18 protein-coding genes and 1 tRNA gene are annotated in these 18,912 nt (G+C 64.5%); 11 read left to right on the forward strand and 8 right to left on the reverse strand.

Translation table 11 applies throughout. The annotated features are described in order from the left end of the window. The first annotated feature begins 792 nt into the window (after positions 1–792). On the forward strand, positions 793–1,374 hold the full coding sequence (locus tag MKI88_RS18140; protein WP_241632962.1) for a transcriptional regulator: 582 nt from the start codon (positions 793–795) through the stop codon (positions 1,372–1,374). A 142-nt stretch (positions 1,375–1,516) separates the two neighbouring features. Continuing rightward, complete coding sequence (locus MKI88_RS18145; protein WP_241632963.1) at positions 1,517–1,864, forward strand: polyketide cyclase; 348 nt, start codon at positions 1,517–1,519, stop codon at positions 1,862–1,864. Between the two features lie 77 nt (positions 1,865–1,941). Here MKI88_RS18145 and MKI88_RS18150 read toward each other — a convergent pair whose 3' ends face one another. The 5 genes from MKI88_RS18150 to MKI88_RS18165 all read right to left on the reverse strand — a co-directional run bounded on the left by MKI88_RS18150 (position 1,942) and on the right by MKI88_RS18165 (position 4,969). Next, positions 1,942–2,871: a HEPN domain-containing protein gene (locus MKI88_RS18150; protein WP_241632985.1), complete on the reverse strand. Its 930-nt coding sequence runs from the start codon at positions 2,869–2,871 to the stop codon at positions 1,942–1,944. A 98-nt stretch (positions 2,872–2,969) separates the two neighbouring features. Beyond that, the gene (locus MKI88_RS18155; RefSeq protein ID WP_241632964.1) at positions 2,970–3,236 is read right to left on the reverse strand and encodes a hypothetical protein; all 267 of its coding nucleotides are present in this window, start codon (positions 3,234–3,236) and stop codon (positions 2,970–2,972) included. Positions 3,237–3,680: 444 nt separating this feature from the next. Next, the gene (locus MKI88_RS21465) at positions 3,681–4,472 is read right to left on the reverse strand and encodes a tyrosine-type recombinase/integrase (protein WP_407073385.1); all 792 of its coding nucleotides are present in this window, start codon (positions 4,470–4,472) and stop codon (positions 3,681–3,683) included. 18 nt (positions 4,473–4,490) lie between these two features. Next, on the reverse strand, positions 4,491–4,721 hold the full coding sequence (locus MKI88_RS21470; RefSeq protein ID WP_348636277.1) for an Arm DNA-binding domain-containing protein: 231 nt from the start codon (positions 4,719–4,721) through the stop codon (positions 4,491–4,493). A 158-nt stretch (positions 4,722–4,879) separates the two neighbouring features. Next, positions 4,880–4,969 (reverse strand) — tRNA-Ser (locus tag MKI88_RS18165). 123 nt (positions 4,970–5,092) lie between these two features. Here MKI88_RS18165 and hspQ point away from each other — a divergent pair. Then, a complete protein-coding gene (gene hspQ / locus MKI88_RS18170; RefSeq protein ID WP_241632965.1) occupies positions 5,093–5,473 on the forward strand; it encodes a heat shock protein HspQ in 381 nt (126 codons plus the stop codon). Positions 5,474–5,476: 3 nt separating this feature from the next. Here hspQ and MKI88_RS18175 read toward each other — a convergent pair whose 3' ends face one another. After that, on the reverse strand, positions 5,477–6,349 hold the full coding sequence (locus tag MKI88_RS18175; protein ID WP_241632966.1) for an alpha/beta fold hydrolase: 873 nt from the start codon (positions 6,347–6,349) through the stop codon (positions 5,477–5,479). Between the two features lie 2 nt (positions 6,350–6,351). Then, complete coding sequence (locus MKI88_RS18180) at positions 6,352–8,652, reverse strand: TonB-dependent receptor (protein WP_241632967.1); 2,301 nt, start codon at positions 8,650–8,652, stop codon at positions 6,352–6,354. Positions 8,653–8,879: 227 nt separating this feature from the next. Here MKI88_RS18180 and MKI88_RS18185 point away from each other — a divergent pair, with 227 nt between their 5' ends. The 6 genes from MKI88_RS18185 (at position 8,880) to MKI88_RS18210 (ending at position 15,378) form a co-directional block, all read left to right on the forward strand. Next, the gene (locus MKI88_RS18185) at positions 8,880–9,440 is read left to right on the forward strand and encodes a TetR/AcrR family transcriptional regulator (protein ID WP_241632968.1); all 561 of its coding nucleotides are present in this window, start codon (positions 8,880–8,882) and stop codon (positions 9,438–9,440) included. 125 nt (positions 9,441–9,565) lie between these two features. Beyond that, a complete protein-coding gene (gene zwf / locus MKI88_RS18190) occupies positions 9,566–11,017 on the forward strand; it encodes a glucose-6-phosphate dehydrogenase (protein WP_241632969.1) in 1,452 nt (483 codons plus the stop codon). Then, positions 11,010–11,714, forward strand: a complete 705-nt coding sequence (pgl, locus tag MKI88_RS18195; protein WP_241632970.1) for a 6-phosphogluconolactonase — start codon at positions 11,010–11,012, stop codon at positions 11,712–11,714. The genes zwf and pgl overlap by 8 nt, the downstream gene beginning before the upstream one ends. Positions 11,715–11,841: 127 nt before the next feature. Beyond that, complete coding sequence (edd, locus tag MKI88_RS18200) at positions 11,842–13,665, forward strand: phosphogluconate dehydratase (protein ID WP_241632971.1); 1,824 nt, start codon at positions 11,842–11,844, stop codon at positions 13,663–13,665. Between the two features lie 16 nt (positions 13,666–13,681). Further along, the gene (gene eda, locus MKI88_RS18205) at positions 13,682–14,293 is read left to right on the forward strand and encodes a bifunctional 4-hydroxy-2-oxoglutarate aldolase/2-dehydro-3-deoxy-phosphogluconate aldolase (protein WP_241632972.1); all 612 of its coding nucleotides are present in this window, start codon (positions 13,682–13,684) and stop codon (positions 14,291–14,293) included. A 134-nt stretch (positions 14,294–14,427) separates the two neighbouring features. Continuing rightward, complete coding sequence (locus tag MKI88_RS18210) at positions 14,428–15,378, forward strand: class I SAM-dependent methyltransferase (RefSeq protein ID WP_241632973.1); 951 nt, start codon at positions 14,428–14,430, stop codon at positions 15,376–15,378. A gap of 73 nt (positions 15,379–15,451) precedes the next feature. Here the strand turns inward: MKI88_RS18210 and MKI88_RS18215 are convergent, their stop codons facing one another. Further along, entirely contained in the window at positions 15,452–17,089 is a 1,638-nt protein-coding gene (locus MKI88_RS18215) for an NAD(P)/FAD-dependent oxidoreductase (RefSeq protein WP_241632974.1), read from the reverse strand. Between the two features lie 303 nt (positions 17,090–17,392). Here MKI88_RS18215 and MKI88_RS18220 point away from each other — a divergent pair, with 303 nt between their 5' ends. Further along, positions 17,393–18,505 (forward strand): S-(hydroxymethyl)glutathione dehydrogenase/class III alcohol dehydrogenase, encoded by a 1,113-nt coding sequence (locus MKI88_RS18220; RefSeq protein ID WP_241632975.1) that lies wholly within the window; start codon positions 17,393–17,395, stop codon positions 18,503–18,505. A gap of 21 nt (positions 18,506–18,526) precedes the next feature. After that, complete coding sequence (locus MKI88_RS18225) at positions 18,527–18,910, forward strand: VOC family protein (RefSeq protein WP_241632976.1); 384 nt, start codon at positions 18,527–18,529, stop codon at positions 18,908–18,910. Positions 18,911–18,912 lie beyond the last annotated feature (2 nt).

An 18,912-nucleotide genomic window follows, 5' to 3' on the forward strand; every position in this document is an offset into this window, starting at 1 on the left:
GCTCGCCAACGGTCACCCCGCAAACGGCGTCGGTGAACTCATGCCTTGGACCGCCGTGGCCTGAAAACAGCGCTTACGATGATCTCGATCTCACCGGCAGCGATCAGCTCGTAGAGCTTTGATCGCCCAATCCCCGTGATCCGGCACGCCTCACGAATGCGCACCGTAATCGGTCGCGGCTGGGCCTCATCGATCATGCAGCTTCTCCATTCACTGTTACGACAGAACGCACCGGCACTGTCTTTCTGGTTCTAATCTCCATTGAGGAGCGCCATGAGTGAGCCGGGGCCGGCGAGCGCGGTACAGAAGCGCATTGGGCGGACTTCGCCAGGCGGGTGGTCCACAGTCCCAATCATAGCGGACCGTACAAGGCGTGAAGGCCCACGATCGATCGGTGCTTTGTGCCGCAGCGCCAGTTGGGTTCACCATGTCCGACCTCGATCCAACGGCCTTTCGATCGCTCAGGGGTGGGGCTTTGGCGGTGCCAGGCCATGTGGCAAGCTGGCAACCGTTCCCGACCGGTCGTCCGGAAGCCAGAATTGTTGTTGGATCTTGCCTTCATACAGACCATCATTTTGCTCGAAAATCGGCCGCCAGTTTCTGAGATCGGGCCCGCGGTGCATAGTGCTTCAGAAGTGCACAGATGTGCTTTGAACGCATTTCGCGCCACTATGGGTTTACATGCCAATGCCGATCCGTCAGCCGCGCCCAATCGTCTAGTCAATCATGGCGTCACGCCTCAGCCAGGTGATTTCCCTTGCGCCACTGCGAGCAACCATGCGTTGATGGCCCATGCGCGTCTTTCTCGACTTTGAGGCTTCGTCGCTGTCAAAGGACAGCTACCCGATCGAAGTCGCCTGGGTCTTCGAGGATGGTGCCTCTGAGTCCTACCTCATTCGCCCCCCTCCCGGCTGGACCGATTGGGACGCCGAGGCCGAGGCAATCCATCACATCAGCCGCGCCTCGCTCGAACAGGGTACTGCGCCCGTTGTCGTCGCGACCCGCATGCTCGAGATCCTGTCGGGTCACGACCTCTTTGCCAGCGCCCCGTCATGGGATGGCAAATGGCTAAGCAGGCTGCTGCGTGAGGCGGGACTTCCGCGACATAGTCTGAGGCTGCGTGACACCGAGGTGGCGCAACGCGAAACCGCAATCGAGATCCTGCAACCCCTCCTTCCCCCGGAAGAGCTCGAGGCCGCGATCGACGAACTTCTGGTGCTGACCGAAATACGCCTCAAGGGCGGTCCCATTGCGCACCGCGCCCGCGCCGATGCCGAGGCCGAACAAAAGCATTGGCTGGCGGTGCGACGGGCGGCCCTGGCGTTGGCCGCGCGGCGGCGCGCAATCACCCCCGTGCACGGCGCTCAAGGGTGAATGCTTCAAGCAAGGCTGCGGGCAAGCCTGCCATGCGGGCCGGTAACAGCGAGTCTCGCGATTCCGGGCAATAAACGCTGGATTTCCGCCAATTATCAATGACGAGTCTCGCAATTCTACACGCATATCTCGCAATAAAACGATGTGCAGACAGCGTCCCGAATTCTTCCCCAAATGGGCGTCGGGATTGTCCGATTCGGAGTTGCACAGGAGCGGCGAGCACTGGATCGCCGAAGGTCCCGAGGGGCCGATCCGGATCCGCTTCACGCCGCATAATGACTATGGCGTGATGGATCATTTCGTCGACACGGGCGACGGAGCCGAGATCCATATTCCACTGCGCGTGATCCAAAATGGCGAGGGCGCCGAGGTCGCGCTCACGCTGTTTCGTCAGCCTGACATGGATGATGAGCGGTTTTCGGCTGACGCCAAATGGATCAACCGCGATCTGGTTGCGCTCAAGCACCTGATCGAGAAATCGGGCGCCTGAACGCCACCGACGGTACCGACAATCGCGCACCCGAAGGGGGCGCGCGCGGGACCAAAGCAGCGGCAATATTGGTCGCGTCAGGCCTTGGCCGAGGCAGCCTGTTCGAGTTCGGCGATACGCTCGCTGCAGATGATATGGACGATGCGGCCGAGCTCCTCGACGCGTTCGCCGACCCAGGTCAGTTCTTCCTCGGTAATGCGGTAATGCTTCGAGTAGCGCGCCTTCACATAGGCATCCTTCAGCTTCTCAAACCGCGCGCGGTCGCGCTTGGTCTCGCGCGGCCAGGCATCGATCAATCGCCGGTCAAGACGTTCGGCCTGGGTGCGCAGGAAACCCAGATTGTGGACGTGCGGAGTATAGAAGGTGACTACCAGCAGAACGCAATGATAGAGGCGTTCGGCAGTCTGGTGCAGATCAAAAGCCGCATCTTTCAGATATCCTTTCTGGATATCGAACTGGGCAATTTCAAAGCGCTTCATCCCAGCCGGAAACCATTCCTCGAAATACTCCTTCGCCATCGCGAGTGCCTGATCGGGGGTCTTGGGCTTGGGGGTATGAAGTTCGCTGTCCTCGCTCTCGTAGAGCGCGATGCCATCGCGCGCGACGTCCATGAAAAAGTACCGGCCGTGGGCCAGACCGTCATTCACTTCGCCCAGCGTATGGACGATGAAATTGACCGGGGTTTTGATGGTCTGCGTGATCGAATATTCGCGGATCAGCCGATCCTCGGCCTTTTCCCAGAATTTGATCGGGTCGGTCAGCCGCTTGTCCGAGACGATGATGAGGAGGTCGAAATCGGATTGATAGCCCTTGGCGGTATGGGGTTCGTCGACCCAGTTTCCGCGCGCGTAAGAGCCATAGAGAATGACCTTGAGGATGCGCCCCTTCTTCTTCCAGTCATGGCTGCCAAGCGCGGTCGCATCCTCGAATTCCTCGAAGAGCAGCTTGAGCACGCGCGCAAGGTCGCGCTGCTTGGCGGCGGGAAGATGATCGAGGTCCTTGCGCATGGTCATCGATCTTTTCGTGGAGCGTCAGCGCTTTGGCAAGGTGAAGCATGTGCCTGTTGATCCACCCTCGCTGTTTTCCAGCGAGGGTGGATTTGTCGTCAATCATCACGATCAAGTGCGACAGCGAGGTGCAGAAGGGCGGCGGCGATGTGCCGCTCGACTTCGTCGACATCGAGCCGCAGCATCTTCGCGATCGTGGCGTAATCATGTCCCTCATGACGATGGAGGTTGAACACCGTGTAGGTGAACAAGGGCATGGTCGCGGTCGCACGGTCGATCCGTTCGCCGAGCGAACGCGGCCTGCCCCTATGGCACCGCAGTTGCCGGCGCAGGCGACGCCAGCGCAGTGTGAGAAAGCCGCTCATGGGCGGCAGGAGCGACCGGCAGCCACGCCTTTGGAGGGCGGGTTGCATCCAAAGGACCGCAACAACGAGAAGGACCCGGCACAGCCGGGTTGCAGCCCGTCCGGGCGGGGCTAGAGGACGTGACGCCCACCCTCGCCTGTCCGAGCTGGATACAAACAGACCCGCGCGGGAGCGCGGATGGCGCAAGCCAATAAAGGTCGGCGGCGATGAGTGGCAGCTTGTGACCAGAACGCGCGACATGCGCGAACCCGCTTCGCGGGAACGTGCATTGCGTCGGGAACCGTCATCGCCCCTCGCATTGAACCGCTGGCGGGTTCGTGCGGCACGATTCCATGAGCCGCCTTTCCCGACCCGGCCCACTATCGACAGTAGCGCCCCCAGTCCGCCATGAGTGAGCGCCGCTTGTCGAGCAGGTTCCCTCGTCGATAGGCCGCCTCGGTCTTGTCACGCACTCGGTGCGCGAGCGCGGCTTCGGCGATCTCGCCAGGGTGACTGGTCGTCTCGCTGACCCAGTCGCGAAAGGACGAACGGAAGCCATGCGCGGTGCAGGCCTGCTTCATCTCGCGCAGCAGCTTGGTGAGCGTCATGTCGGACATCGGCTGATCGGCCGCGGCTGCCGGGAAAGACATGGCTGTGGCTGGCGATGCGCAGCTCGGCGCAGCGTCTGAGGATTCGGATCGCAGATGTCGACAAAGGGACAACATGCTCCCGATTGGCCTTCATCCGCTTCGCCGGGATCGTCCAAAGCGCGTTGTCGAGATCCATCTCGTCCCAGCATGCACCGCGCACCTCCCCCGACCGTGCCGCGGTCAGGATCGCAAACTCGAGCGCCATCCGCGAGAAGCTCTCGCGCCCGCGCAGCGTCTGCATGAAGGCGGGCACATCGGCATAGGGCATCGCCGCGAAATGTCCCTCCTTTTTCGGCTGACGCGGAAGGCCCCTGGTGATCGACCGCATCGGCGCCTCGGTATCGCGATAACCCGAGGCAAAGGCCCAATCGAGCACCGCACCGATGCGCTGCCGCACACGCCGCGCGGTCTCGGGCTTGGTGAGCCAGATCTCCGCAAGCACATTGCGGATCATCGGCCCAGTGATCTCGTTGACGCGCACCTCGCCGAGCATAGGGAAGGCGAACTGCTCCAACGTGCGCAGCCATTGCGCCTCGTGCTTCTCGTTCTTCCATGTCTTTCGATGCGCCGCATAGACCTTGGCGGTCGCCTCGCGAAAGGTCGGGATGCCCCCCGCCTCGCGGCGCTAGAAGACCGGATCGAGCCCCATCTCGACCCATGTGCGGATCTCGCGTGCACGCTCACGTGCCAGCGCGAGCGACACCTTCGACGCGCTGCCGAGCCCGAAGTCGCGCCCCCGTCCATATTTTTGGACGCGGCAGATCCAGCTCTTCGATCCATTGGCGCCGACGAGCAAATAAAGCCCGTCACCGTCGCTCAAACGGCCGGGACGTTTGGCGGCCCGTACGGCTGTCACGGATAGCATTCCCATCGCTCCAATTTCCCACAATTTTTCCCACGCGCCGAATCGGTCAGCAGCGGATGCGGGTGGATTGCGGGGGACGCGAATCACGCTCAAAGCCGCAGAAACTCTGGGATTTTTCGATTCACTACGGATGTGGAAGGATCAGTCGCTGGCGGAGAGGGTGGGATTCGAACCCACGGTACCGTTGCCGGCACGCCGCATTTCGAGTGCGGTGCTTTCGACCTCTCAGCCACCTCTCCGCTGATGAAACGGGCCGTCTGAACGGCGCGTCCCGGTCGATTGAGGGGCGGCCATTAGCGCAGGCTTTCACACTCTGCAAGCGCTCCGCTTGCTTGAAAGCAAAAGCCGCCTAAATAAGCTATATGAACCACCCCGATATCTCGACCGGCACACTGACGCTTCCTGCCGCAATGCCCCCCGTTTCGCACGCGCGTTTCGCAATCGGCGACGTCGTGAAGCACCGGATGTTCGCGTTTCGCGGGGTAATTTTCGACATCGACCCGGTCTTCGCCAACAGCGAGGAATGGTACGAGGCGATTCCCGAAGATATCCGCCCGCAGCGCGACCAGCCCTTCTATCACCTGCTCGCCGAGAATGCCGACAGCAGCTATGTCGCCTATGTCAGCCAGCAGAATCTGGTGGCGGACCCCAGCGACGAGCCCGTCGATCACCCCGCCATTTCAGGGCTGTTCGATGGATTCGCGCCCGGGCGCTACAATCTGCGGCGCGAGCATCGGCATTAAGCGCTAGGGCAGTTTCGCCAGGAACGTTTCGATCGCGGCGCGCGCCGCGGGCTCCTCGAGCAACGGCGCATGACCGACTCGCGGCACTTCGGCGTAGTGCATGGCGGGCGCGGCACGGCGCATCCGCACAGCGATTTCCGCGGAGAGCAGATCCGAAAGCTCACCGCGCAACAGCAGCGTGGGCCGGCGTCGCGCGAGCCGGCGAAACAGCAGCCAGGCGATAATGGATCGCCGCGGCGGCCGCCTGTCCGCAAAAGGGCGCGCAATCCCCGGGTCATAGTCGAGCCGCGGGACGCCATCGGCGTTCTCGACAAAGCTGCGACGCGCAAGCGCCCGCCAGCGCGCATCCGCCATGTCGGGAAAGGCGGGGCCCATCGTCCGCTTCAGATAGGCGACGGCATCGTCCCAGTCCCGGATATCGACGGGTTTTCCGGCATAGCCCGCGATCCGGTCGAGCCCCTGCTGCGCCACTTCGGGACCGACATCATTGAGTATCGCGGCCGCCACGGCGGGCAGCCTGAGCGCCGCAAGCATCAGCGTGATGAGTCCGCCCATCGATGTGCCAACGAACACCGCCCGCGCGATTCCCAGCGAATCCATGAGCGCGAGCATGTCGCGCGCATAGGTGACGGGCTTGTAGTTCATGGGGTCGGGATCGTGATCCGAACGGCCCCGCCCGCGTATGTCGACCGCGAGCACGCGCCGCCCCTGCGCCGCGATCCACGGCGCGACATCCTCGAAGTCGCGCGCGTTGCGCGTGAGTCCGTGGATGCAGATCACGGGCAGGCGCGCCTCGCCCCCGCTTGCGGCATAGTCGCGGGCATGGAGCCACAGCCCCTCGGCCGAGCGCCAGCGCCGCTCCACCAATCCGGTCACGGTCAGAACCGGTATTCGGCCGAGAAGCGTACCGTGCGCGGCGGGCCGTAAAAGCCGATGACCGACTGCGCGAACTGGTTCGACGGGAAGTTGTAGCCGCCGGTCCGGTAGTGCACGTCGAACAGGTTGCGGCCGTGCGCGCCCAACCGCCAGTGTTCGTCGGGCGAGGTCCATGTGACGCTCAGGTCGACGAGCGCATAGCCGTCCTGATCGATGGCCGGGATCGGAATTTCGAACAGGTTGGTGTCGCTGCGGAACGAGATCGAAGGTAGCAGCGCCAGCCGCCCGCCCGCCAGATCGCCCTGCCAGTTGAGCGAGGCACTGGCGGTGAATTCAGGGGTGTTCTGGAACTGCCGCTGATCCGCGACGTCGACATATTGCCGCGAGACGAGGTCGAAGACGAGGAATTCCTCGAACTTCGCATTGATATAGCCGAAATTGAAATTCGCGCTGACATCGGGGCTCAGCACCGCGCTTGCCTCCAGCTCCGCGCCCCAGATGCGCGAGCTGCCCACATTGTCGACGAAGCTGACGACGCCCGGTGGCGGGGTCACCTTGGGCACCTGCGTCGTCACCTGCTGGCCCTGATAGTCGCTGTAGAAGAGCGCGGCGTTCACGCGCAGGCTGCCGTCCAGAAGATCGCCCTTGATGCCGAGCTCATAGGAATCGACGATTTCCGAGTCATAGCCGTTCTTCGTGTCGGGCGTGGCGGTGGCGTCGCCGCGCATGTCGAACCCGCCCGATTTGAAGCCGCGCCCATAGGCCGCGTAGAGGTTGACGTCCTCCGCCGCTTCCCATGTCAGGCTGATGCGCGGCGTAAACTCCTCGAAGGTTCGGTCATTGGTGTAATCGGTCAGGATCTGGGGCTGGTTGAACGGGAAGGGCAACACGGGAACATAGGGCTTCAGGAGCGGGCTCCCGATCGTCCCGAAATAATTGGCCTTGAAGACCGTCCCCGTCTTCTTGTCGCGCGTCCAGCGTGCGCCAACCGAGAGTTTGATCCGCTCGCTCACATCATAGTTGAGGTCGCCGAACACCGCGAAGCTCTCGGTATCCACCGAACCGCTGGTGAGCTGCGTCAGCGCGGTGAAGGCGCTGGGCCGCGGCACGAGGACCGCTTCGGGAACGAGGCCGCGGCCGAGAATCGTATCGAACGCACCCTCGGCATGGGCATCGAGATAATAGAGGCCGACGACGCCCTGAAGCGTGTCGGTTTCGATCAGCGCCTGGAACTCCTGGCTGAACTGGTCGTCCTGATAGACCTTTCCGCCGGCGGCGATATCGAGATAGGGTTGCGGCGTGCCGTCGAAATCGATGCCGTCGCCGCTGGTATAGCCGTCACGATATGCGGTGATCGACTTGAGCGTCAGCGCGTCGGAGACGCTCCATTCGCCGGTCAGCGACACGCCCTGCGTCACCACCTTGTTGCGGTCGCCCAGCCCCGCGAGCGTATCATATTTGCCGGGGAGCACGGGCGTGTTGCTGTTGGGCTCGCGGACTTCGCGGTGGCCGTGATTGGTGTTGGAACGGTCCTCGGTCCGATCGCCCGCCACCCGGATGAAGATATCGTCCGAAGGCGTCAGCTCGACCGAGAGGCGCCCCGCGATCACCTCCTTGTTGTTGGTGTCGTTGCCGGTGAAGAAGTTCTTGCCGTAGCCGTCGCGATTATACCAGGCAAAGGCGCCGCCGAGCGCAATGCCGTCGGTAACGGGCAGCGCGACCGATCCGGTCAGGTTATATTCGTCAAAGGTGCCGAACTCGCCGCGGATCTTGCCGCTGAACTCGCTGCCCAGCCGCTTCGTCACATATTTGACCGCGCCGCCGATCGTGTTGCGGCCATAGAGCGTACCCTGCGGGCCGCGCAGCACTTCGATCCGTTCGATATCGAAGATGTCCAGCACGGCACCCTGTGGTCGCGCGACATAGACGTCGTCGACATAGAGGCCGACGCCGGGCTCGAAACCCCAGAGCGGGTCCTGCTGGCCGATGCCCCGGATGAAGGCGGTCAGCGTCGAATTGGTGCCCCGCGATACCTGGAGCGTGAGATTGGGGGTGGAGCGCTGGAGCGCGGTGATGTCGGGCGCACCCATCTGATCGAGGCGGTCGGCGGTGAAGGCGGTGATCGAGATCGGCACGTCCTGGAGGCTTTCCTCGCGCCGCCGCGCCGTGACGACGATGTCGCCGACGGTGACGCCCTCTTCGTCCACGACGCTGTCCTGCGCCCAGGCCGTGCCCGTGGCCGATGCCCATAATGCACAGCCTGCCAGCAACGCGCGCTTCAGTGCCGATCGATGGCTCGACATAGTCCCTCCCTCTCCATGCACGAATTATTTGATTCGTTTCCGTATGAATTATTGTTAGATCAGCTTGGATATGTTGGTCAATGGACCAATATTAATTGCGATCAATACGTACCATATCGTCTTCAATGACGGCCCGGCATTTGACCCGCGCGCTGCGGCGGACTAGGTCTTGGCGCATGTCGCCACTTCCGCCCCTTCCCTTGCAGCCGGTGTTGCCCGGATCCCCCGTGCGCGCCGTCAAGCGCGGCCCCAAGCCCAGGCTGACCGCCGAGCACTGGTTCATCGCGGCGCTCGAAATGCTCGCGGTGGGCGGGATCGATTCGGTCCGGGTCGAACTCGTCGCCGAGAAGCTCGGCGTCACCAAGGGCATGTTCTACACGCGCTTCGAGACGCGCGACGCCTTTCTGGACGCGATGACCGACTATTGGCGCCAGCGCACGACCACGGGGCTTGTCGCCGAACTGGCGGCGATGGACGCCACGCCCGAAGCGCGGCTCGAGCGGCTGTTCGGCATCTCGCAGATGGACCGCGCGCGCACAGGTTCGCATATCGAACTCGCGATGCGCACATGGGCGCTCACCGACGCGCGCGCCGCGCGCGCGCTGGCCGAGATCGACCGGCATCGGCTCGCCTATTTCGAAGCGGTGGTGGCGGCCAGCGGCGTGCCCGCCGAGCAGGCCAGCGCGCGCGCGTTCCTGATCTACAGCTATGTCATCTGCGACACGATCCTGCCGGGGGACCGCGACGCGATGCGCGATGCCTGTCGCGCTTTCCTGACCACGCCCTGACGCGCACGAAAGTTACGCGACCATGCGCCCGCGACGGGTCGGGACGAAAAAGCACGCGCTTTCGCCGCCAAAAAATTGCACGCCCGGTTGACGCTGGGGAAAGCATCGGGAATGACGCGTCCCCTATGGCTTGCGAAACCCTTCTGCTCTTTGGTGCGACCGGCGACCTTGCGCGGCGCATGCTCCTTCCCTCGCTTTATGCGCTTCATGCCGACGGGCTGATCAAGGATTGCCTCCAGATTGTCGGCACCGCGCGCAGCGAGCTCGACGACGCCGGCTATCGCGATTTCGCAAAGCAGGCGCTCGAAGAGTTCCTGCCCGCCGACCGCAAGAACGGCGACCTGCTCGGCGCTTTTCTCGACCGGCTGAAATACCAGCCGCTCGACGCCTCGAAGCCCGAGGGTTTTCCCGCGCTCGCCGAAAAGATCGGTGACACTTCGGGCGGAATCGCGATCTTCCTGTCGACCGCGCCCTTCCTGTTCGAGCCGACCATCGCCGGCCTCAAGGCCGCGGGTCTCGCGGGCGACAATGTCCGCATCGGGCTTGAAAAGCCGCTCGGCACCGATCTCGCCTCCTCGCGCGAGATCAACGACGCGGTCGCCGCCGCCTTCCCCGAGGAACGCACCTTCCGCATCGACCATTATCTGGGCAAGGAAACCGTCCAGAACCTGATGGCGCTTCGCTTCGCCAACATGATGTTCGAGCCGCTGTGGAACGCCAACGGCATCGATCATGTCCAGATCACCGTGTCCGAGACCGTCGGCCTCGAGGGCCGCGTCGGCTTCTACGACGGCGCGGGCGCGATCCGCGACATGGTGCAGAACCACATGCTCCAGCTGCTCGCGCTCGTCGCGATGGAGCCGCCCGCCGATCTCAACGCCACTGCGGTGCGCGACGAGAAGGTCAAGGTGCTCCGTTCGCTCCGGAAGATAGATTCTGACAGCGCTGCCACACACACCGTGATCGGCCAGTATGGTCCCGGCGCGAGCAAGGGCGAGGCGGTCCCGGGCTATACCGACGAGCTTGGCAAGCCGTCGGACACCGAGACCTTCGTCGCGATCAAGGCGCATGTCGACAACTGGCGCTGGCAGGGCGTGCCCTTCTACCTGCGCACGGGCAAGCGTCTGCCCAATCGCCAGTCCGAAATCTTCATCCAGTTCAAGAAGGTCCCGCACTCGATCTTCGCCAATCGCGGCGGGCGGCTGACCGCGAACAAGCTCGTCATCCGCCTCCAGCCCGAGGAATATATCCGCCTGCTCGTCATGGCGAAGGAACCCGGGCTCGACCGCGAGGGTATTACGCTGCGCGAAGTGCCGCTCGATCTGTCGCTCACCAGCGCTTTTGCTAGCACGCGGCGGCGGATTGCCTATGAGCGGCTGTTGCTCGACCTGATCGAGGGCGATCCGACGCTGTTCGTTCGCCGCGATGAGGTCGAGGCGCAGTGGGAATGGGTCGATGCGATCCGCGCCGGCTGGGCCGCGAACGGGATGACACCCAGGGAATATGGCGCGGGAAGCTGGGGCCCATCGGCCGCGATCGCGCTGACGGAACGAGACGGAGTGAGCTGGCATGATTGAGGCCGAATTCTGGGACTATGAAGACACCGATGAATGGGCCGAGGCGATTGCGGGCGACATAGCCTTCATCATCGAAAGCGCGCTCGACGCACGCGGTCAGGCGCTCGTCGCCTTTCCCGGCGGAAAGACCCCCGCGCCCGTCTTCGAAAAGCTGGCGCAGAAGAAACTGCGCTGGAAAAACGTGACGATCATCCCGACCGACGACCGTCTTGTGGCGGTCGACAGCCCGATGAGCAACGTCGCCTCGATCGCGCGCGCCTTCCTGCCACTGGGCGCGCGCGTGCTCCCGATCGGCACCGAGAACCCCGATCACAAGCTCGCGGGCAACGCCGCCGATGCGCGGCTGCAGGATCTGCACTGGCCGATCGATCTCGTCTGGCTCGGCATGGGCGCGGACGGCCACACCGCCTCGATCTTCCCCGGCCCCGATCTCGACGAGGCGCTGAACGGCCCCAAGGCGCGCCGCGCGCTCGGCGTCATGCCCGATCCGCTGCCCGCCGAGGCGCCCGTAGCGCGCGTGACCTTGAGCCGCGCCTCGATCCTGTCGGCGCGCACGATCCTGATCGCGATCGCCGGAAAGGAAAAACGCAAGGTTCTCGAAAAGGCGATCAAGGACGGGCCGAGTTCGAACGTCCCCGTCGGCCGCGTGCTCGCTGACGCCGAACAGCCCATCGACATCCACTGGCTCGATAATTGACGCGCGACGCTGCCCCTTCCACCGTTCGGGCTGAGCCTGTCGAAGCCCTGTCCTTCTTCTGCATCGCAAAGGGGGAAGGAAGGGGCTTCGACAGGCTCAGCCCGAACGGGATTAAGAGTTCCATCCAATGACCAGCCTCCACCCCGAAATCGCCGCGGTCACCGACCGCATCATTTCCCGCTCGAAAAAGGGCCGCGCCGCCTATCTCGAACTGATGGACCGCGAGCGCGAAAGGGGCGTCCACCGCCCGACGCTTTCGTGCGGCAACCTCGCGCACGGATTCGCGGCTGCGGCAGATGACAAGGCTGTCATCCGCGGCGGCAAGGCGATGAATATCGGGATCGTCACCGCCTATAACGACATGCTCTCGGCGCATCAGCCCTATGGCCGCTACCCCGAGCAGATGAAGGTCTTTGCGCGCGAAAAGGGCGCGACCGCGCAGGTCGCCGGCGGTGTTCCCGCGATGTGCGACGGCGTGACGCAGGGCCAGCTCGGCATGGAGCTGTCGCTGTTCAGCCGCGACAATATCGCGATGGGCACCGCGATAGCGCTCAGCCACGGCATGTTCGAGGGCGCGACGCTGCTCGGCATCTGCGACAAGATCGTGCCCGGCCTCCTGATCGGTGCGCTGCGCTTCGGCCATCTGCCGATGATCCTGGTGCCCGCCGGCCCGATGCCCTCGGGCCTCGCCAACAAGGAAAAGCAGCGCGTCCGCCAGCTTTATGCCGAGGGCAAGGTCGGCCGCGACGAACTGCTCGAAGCCGAGGCAGCTTCCTATCATGGCGCGGGCACCTGCACCTTCTACGGCACCGCCAATTCCAACCAGATGATGATGGAAATGATGGGGCTCCACGTTCCCGGCTCTGCCTTCATCAATCCGGGCACAAAACTGAGGCAGGAACTGACGCGCGCCGCGGTCCACCGCGTCACCGAGATCGGCTGGGACGGCAACGACTATCGCCCGCTGGGAGCCTGCGTCGACGAAAAGGCGATCGTCAATGCCGCGATCGGCCTGCTTGCCACGGGCGGCTCGACCAACCACGCGATCCACCTCCCCGCGATCGCACGCGCGGCGGGCATCATCATCGACTGGGAGGATATGGACCGGCTCTCCGCGGTCGTGCCGCTGGTCGCGCGCGTCTATCCCAATGGCGCGGGCGACGTGAACCATTTCCATGCCGCTGGCGGCATGGGCTTCACAATCCGTGAACTGCTCGCGGCGGGCCTGCTTCACCGCGACATCCTGACGGTGTGGACGGGCGGACTCGATCCCTATGGCCAGGAACCCGCGCTCGAGAATGACGCGCTCACCTGGATCGACGCCCCAGCCGAGACGCGCGACGACACGATGCTGCGTCCGCCCGCCACCGCCTTTCGCCGCGATGGTGGGATGCGGCTGCTTGAGGGCAATCTCGGCCGCGCGATCATCAAGACCAGCGCTGTCGACGAGGCACGCTGGACGATCGAAGCGCCGTGCCGCGTCTTCTCCGATCAGGACGCGGTACTGAAGGCCTTCAAGGCCGGCGAGCTCGGGCGTGACGTCGTCGTCGTCGTCCGTTTCCAGGGGCCGCAGGCCAATGGCATGCCCGAACTCCACAAGCTCACGCCGCCGCTCGGCGTGTTGCAGGACAAGGGCTTCAATGTCGCGCTCCTGACCGACGGCCGCATGTCGGGCGCTTCGGGCAAGGTGCCCGCCGCGATCCACCTCACCCCCGAGGGCTGGTGCGGCGGTCCGATCGCGTTGCTGCGCGACGGCGATATCGTGCGCGTCAGCGCCAATACCGGCGAGATCGAGGCGCTGGTCGACGACGAGATCTGGCAGGCCCGCAAGCCCGCGCCGCGTCCGCCCGTCGAGATGGGCACGGGCCGCGAGCTCTTCGCGCTGATGCGCCACGGCGCCGATGAAGCCGAACGTGGCGGTTCGGCCATGCTGGCGCTTGCCGGCCTTTGATCAACGAGGACAATCCATGAAGCCCATCGAAACCATCATGCGCACCGCCCCGGTCATCCCCGTTCTCGTGATCGAGGACGTCGCGCACGCGCGCCCCGTCGCCGAGGCGCTCGTCGCGGGCGGGCTGAAGGTGCTCGAAGTCACGCTGCGCACCGAATGCGCGCTCGATGCGATCCGCGAAATGGCGAAGGTCGAGGGTGCGATCGTCGGCGCGGGCACCGTGCTCAACCCCGACGACCTGAAGGCCGCGATCGACGCGGGCTCGCAGTTCATCGTCTCGCCCGGCCTCACCGAAAATCTCGGCAAGGCCGCGATCGCGAGCGGCATCCCGTTCCTTCCCGGCACCGCCAATGCGGGCGATGTGATGCGCGGGCTCGATCTCGGGCTGACGCACTTCAAGTTCTTCCCCGCAATGGCCAATGGCGGCACGCCTGCGCTCAAAAGCCTGACCGCGGTGTTCGGCAATTGCCGTTTCTGCCCCACCGGCGGCATCACCGAGGCGACCGCGCCCGACTGGCTCGCGATTCCCCAAGTGCTCTGCGTCGGTGGCAGCTGGATCGTGCCAAAGGGCACACCCGACGCGGCCGCGATCACCGCGAACGCAAGGGCTGCGGCGGCGCTCGGCTGACCCACGCGATCGGCCGGGCGCCCCCGGCCGCAAAATGCTATGAAATCCATATGCCGGGCGCGCTTCGCTCGTCTTGAGCCAAAATGCCCACCCGCCCTAACTCCGCATGGCCAATGCCAATTGTGGAGTATCCTATGGCTTCCCGCTCGGTTCTTTCCCTGAATTCGCGTCGCACACCGGGGACGCATGACGAAATCGCGCGCGCCTATGACAGCGCGGGCGTTCACTATCTCACCTATGCCGACGGCCCGGGCCGCGACCTCTTCGATTTCGGCGGACGCTATAGCTATGGCGACCGCAGGATCTGGACCGCGATCGAGGCCCGGCTCGTCGCGCTGGCCGAGGCGGGGTGCGAGACGCTGCGCGTGCTCGACATCGGCTGCGGCCCCGGCACCTGGCTGCGCCGCGTCGTGGTCCGCGCCTGGGCGCTCGGCATCCCGCACATCGAGGCACGCGGTTTCGATATTTCGGGCGAGCAGATCGCGATCGCGCGGATGCGCGCCAACGACCTGCGCGATCATGCGGGCGTACGCCTGCGCTTCGAGACCGCCGACATGACCCATAAGCTGCCCGAGGCGACGGGATCGGTCGATCTCTGCCTGTGCCTCAACGGCGTGCTCAACCATGTCGAGATGGAGCGGCAGGCTTCGGTGTGCGCCGAACTCGCGCGCGTCACACGCGGTGCGTTGCTGGTGAGCGTGCGGACCGTCGGCAGCCAGCCCTCGATCTTCGTCGATCATGTCGAGCGCGCCACTGCGTTCCGTCAGGATCATCACACCAACCGGCTCGTGATCGACCTGAGCGACGGGCGGCACATCGAATTCAGCTCGCACTGCTTCGCGGCACGCGAACTCGAAGCGCTGTTAGCGCCGCACATCGGCATCACGCGGCTTTGCGGCCTCGATCTCTTCCACAGCCGCTTCGCTCCCGATCCGCGCTGGAATCCGGAGGAGGGCGCTGAATCAGATGACTTTCATGCCGATCTTGAGCGGCTGGAACTGAGCTACAGCAGCGATCCTCGCTATATCGATCATGCAACGCACCTGCTGATGCTGGCGGAACCCTATGGCGTAGCCGAACGCTGACGTCCTGGGCATGTGCCCAAAGGCCCGTCGCCCCCTTCCGACACTCATGACCGGGGCGGCGGGTCCCCCCATCTCAGGGCGCCATGATGCTGAGCGCGACGGCCTCCGCCACCTTGATCCCGTCGATCGCGGCCGAAAGGATCCCGCCCGCATAGCCCGCGCCTTCACCCGCGGGGAAAAGCCGCTCGACATTGAGGCTCTGGAAGTCCTTGCCGCGCGTGATGCGGATCGGCGAGGACGTGCGCGTCTCGACGCCGGTCATCACCACATCGGGATGGTCGTAGCGCGCGATCTGGCGGCCGAACACGGGCAGCGCCTCGCGCATCGCCTCGACCGCGAATCCGGGAAGGCATTGCGTCAGATCGGTCATGGTCACGCCGGGCTTGTAGGAGGGGATGACCTCGCCGAGTTCCGTCGACGGCCTGCCCGCCAGGAAATCCCCGACCTTCTGGCCCGGCGCCCAGTAGGAGGAGCCGCCCGCGACATAGGCCAGCGATTCCCAGTGGCGCTGGAAGTCGATCCCCGCCAGCGGCCCGTCGGGATAGTCACGCGCCGGATCGATCCCGACAACGAGTCCCGAATTGGCGTTGAACTCGGCGCGCGAATACTGGCTCATGCCGTTGGTGACGACGCGCCCTACCTCCGAGGTCGCGGCAACCACGCGGCCGCCCGGGCACATGCAGAAGCTGTAGACGGTTCGGCCGTTCTCGCAGTGGTGCGCCAGGCTGTAGGCAGCTGCGCCGAGATCGGGATGACCCGCGCATTTGCCATAGCGCGCCTGGTCCACCCAGCTCTGCGGGTGCTCGATCCGGACGCCGATCGAAAAGGGTTTGGCCTCGATATGGACGCCGCGGCGATGGAGCATCTCGAAGGTCGGCCGCGCGCTGTGGCCGACCGCGAGAACGACGTGATCGGCCTCGAGGAAGCTGCCCCCACCACCGGCAAGATCCTGCAGATGCAGCCCGCGTAGCCGCTGGTTGCCGTCGGGCAGCCGTTCGAGCTCGACATCGTCGACGCGCGTCTGCCAGCGATATTCGCCGCCCAGTTCCTCGATCGTGCGGCGCATGCTCTCGACCATGGTGACAAGGCGAAACGTGCCGATATGCGGATGCGCTTCCCACAATATGTCGTCGGGCGCGCCGGCGCGCACGAACTCCTCCAGCACCTTGCGGCCGAGGAAGCGCGGATCCTTGACGCGGCAATAGAGCTTGCCGTCCGAAAAGGTCCCCGCCCCGCCTTCGCCGAACTGCACGTTGGAATCGGGGTCGAGTTCGGCGCGGCGCCAGAGCCCCCAGGTATCCCGGGTCCGCTCGCGCACCACCTTGCCGCGATCGAGGATGATCGGCCTGAACCCCATCTGCGCCAGGATCAGCCCCGCAAAGAGGCCGCAAGGGCCCGCGCCGATCACGACCGGCCGAAGCCCCGACCAGCCCTGCGGCGCGTGCGACACGAACCGGTACTGCATGTCGGGTGTGGGCCGGACATCCTTGTCGCCGGCAAAGCGCGCGAGCACCGCAGCCTCGTCGGCAAGCTCGATGTCGAGCGTATAGACCAGCTGGATCGCGCTCCTGCGGCGCGCATCGTTGCCGCGACGATAGATATGGTAGCCGCGCAGTTCATCGCCGCTGATGGCCAGCCGCGTGCAGATCGCCTCGGGCATTGCTTCGGGCGCGTGGTCGAGCGGCAGGGCGAGTCCGGAAAGGCGCAGCATGCACTGCCCCTAATGGCTGACAGCGCTGACGCCAAGCCGTGCCGCGTGCGCCTGCTGTCCTACAGCGTCCTTTCCTGTCATGATCCGCGCCAGGCGGTGGTCCGGCACCGCGTTCGACCCGGGATAGGAAAGAAGGCGTTTTGTGAGAAGTTTGAGAAGCTAAGTGAAGCTAAGCCATATCCGTCGAACTCGCTTTCGCGCTTGTTATACGACTGTATAAAAAACTGGATCCGGCTCTTGCCACCGCCCCCCATTGGCGGCAAGCAGCGGGAAACCGCATTTCATCCGAAAGGACCCCCGCCCATGAAGACCCGCGCCGCCGTCGCGTTCGAGGCGAAGAAGCCGCTCGAAATCGTCGAACTCGATCTTGAAGGCCCCAAGGCCGGCGAGGTGCTGGTCGAGATCATGGCAACGGGGATCTGCCATACCGATGCCTATACGCTCGACGGTTTCGACAGCGAGGGCATTTTCCCCTCGGTGCTCGGCCATGAAGGCGCCGGCATCGTGCGCGAGGTCGGCGCCGGCGTCACCTCGGTCAAGCCCGGCGATCATGTGATCCCGCTCTACACCCCAGAATGCCGCCAGTGTAAGTCGTGCCTCTCGGGCAAGACCAACCTCTGCACCGCGATCCGCGCCACGCAGGGCAAGGGCCTGATGCCCGACGGCACCACGCGCTTCAGCTACAAGGGCCAGCCGATCTACCATTATATGGGCTGTTCGACCTTCTCGAACTTCACCGTGCTCCCCGAGATCGCGGTCGCGAAGATTCGCGAGGACGCGCCCTTCCAGACGAGCTGCTATATCGGCTGCGGCGTCACCACGGGCGTCGGCGCAGTGGTAAACACCGCCAAGGTCCAGGTCGGCGAGAAGGTCGTCGTCTTCGGGCTGGGCGGCATCGGCCTCAACGTCATCCAGGGCGCAAAGATGGTGGGCGCGGACGTGATCGTCGGCGTCGACATCAACCCCGACCGCGAGGAATGGGGCCGCAAGTTCGGCATGACCCATTTCATCAACGGCAAGGGCAAGAGCCGCGAGGATGTCATCGCCGAGGTGCTCGCGCTCACCGATGGCGGCGCCGATTACAGCTTCGACGCGACGGGCAATACCGAGGTGATGCGCACCGCGCTCGAATGCTGCCATCGCGGCTGGGGCGAAAGCATCATCATTGGTGTCGCCGAAGCAGGCAAGGAGATCGCGACGCGCCCGTTCCAGCTGGTCACCGGCCGCGTGTGGAAGGGCACTGCCTTCGGCGGCGCCAAGGGCCGCACCGACGTGCCGAAGATCGTCGACTGGTATATGAACGGCAAGATCGCGATCGATCCGATGATCACCCATGTGCTCAGCCTCGAGGAAATCAACAAGGGTTTCGACCTGATGCATGCGGGGGAATCCATCCGCAGCGTCGTGGTCTACTGAGAAAAACAAGGAGGGGATGCCATGTTTTCACACGTAATGCTCGGCGCTAACGACACCGAAAAATCGAAGGTCTTCTACGACGCCGTGCTTGGTGCGCTCGGCGCCAGGCCCGGCCGCATGGATGACAAGGGCCGGGTCTTCTACATGCACAATGGCGGGCTGTTCATGCTCACCAGGCCCATCAACGGAGAGGCCGCGTGCCATGCCAATGGCGGCACGATCGGCTTCGCCGCGGCATCGCCCGAACAGGCCGATGCGTGGCACGCCGCGGGAATCGCCAATGGCGGCACGAGCTGCGAAGACCCGCCGGGCATGCGCGAGGGCGACTTCGGCAAGCTCTACCTCGCCTATCTGCGCGATCCCGCGGGCAACAAGATCTGCGCGATGCATCGCCCGGCGCAATAAGC

It is taken from the genome of Sphingomonas sp. LaA6.9, assembly GCF_022601895.1.
Taxonomy (GTDB): Bacteria; Pseudomonadota; Alphaproteobacteria; order Sphingomonadales; family Sphingomonadaceae; genus Sphingobium_A.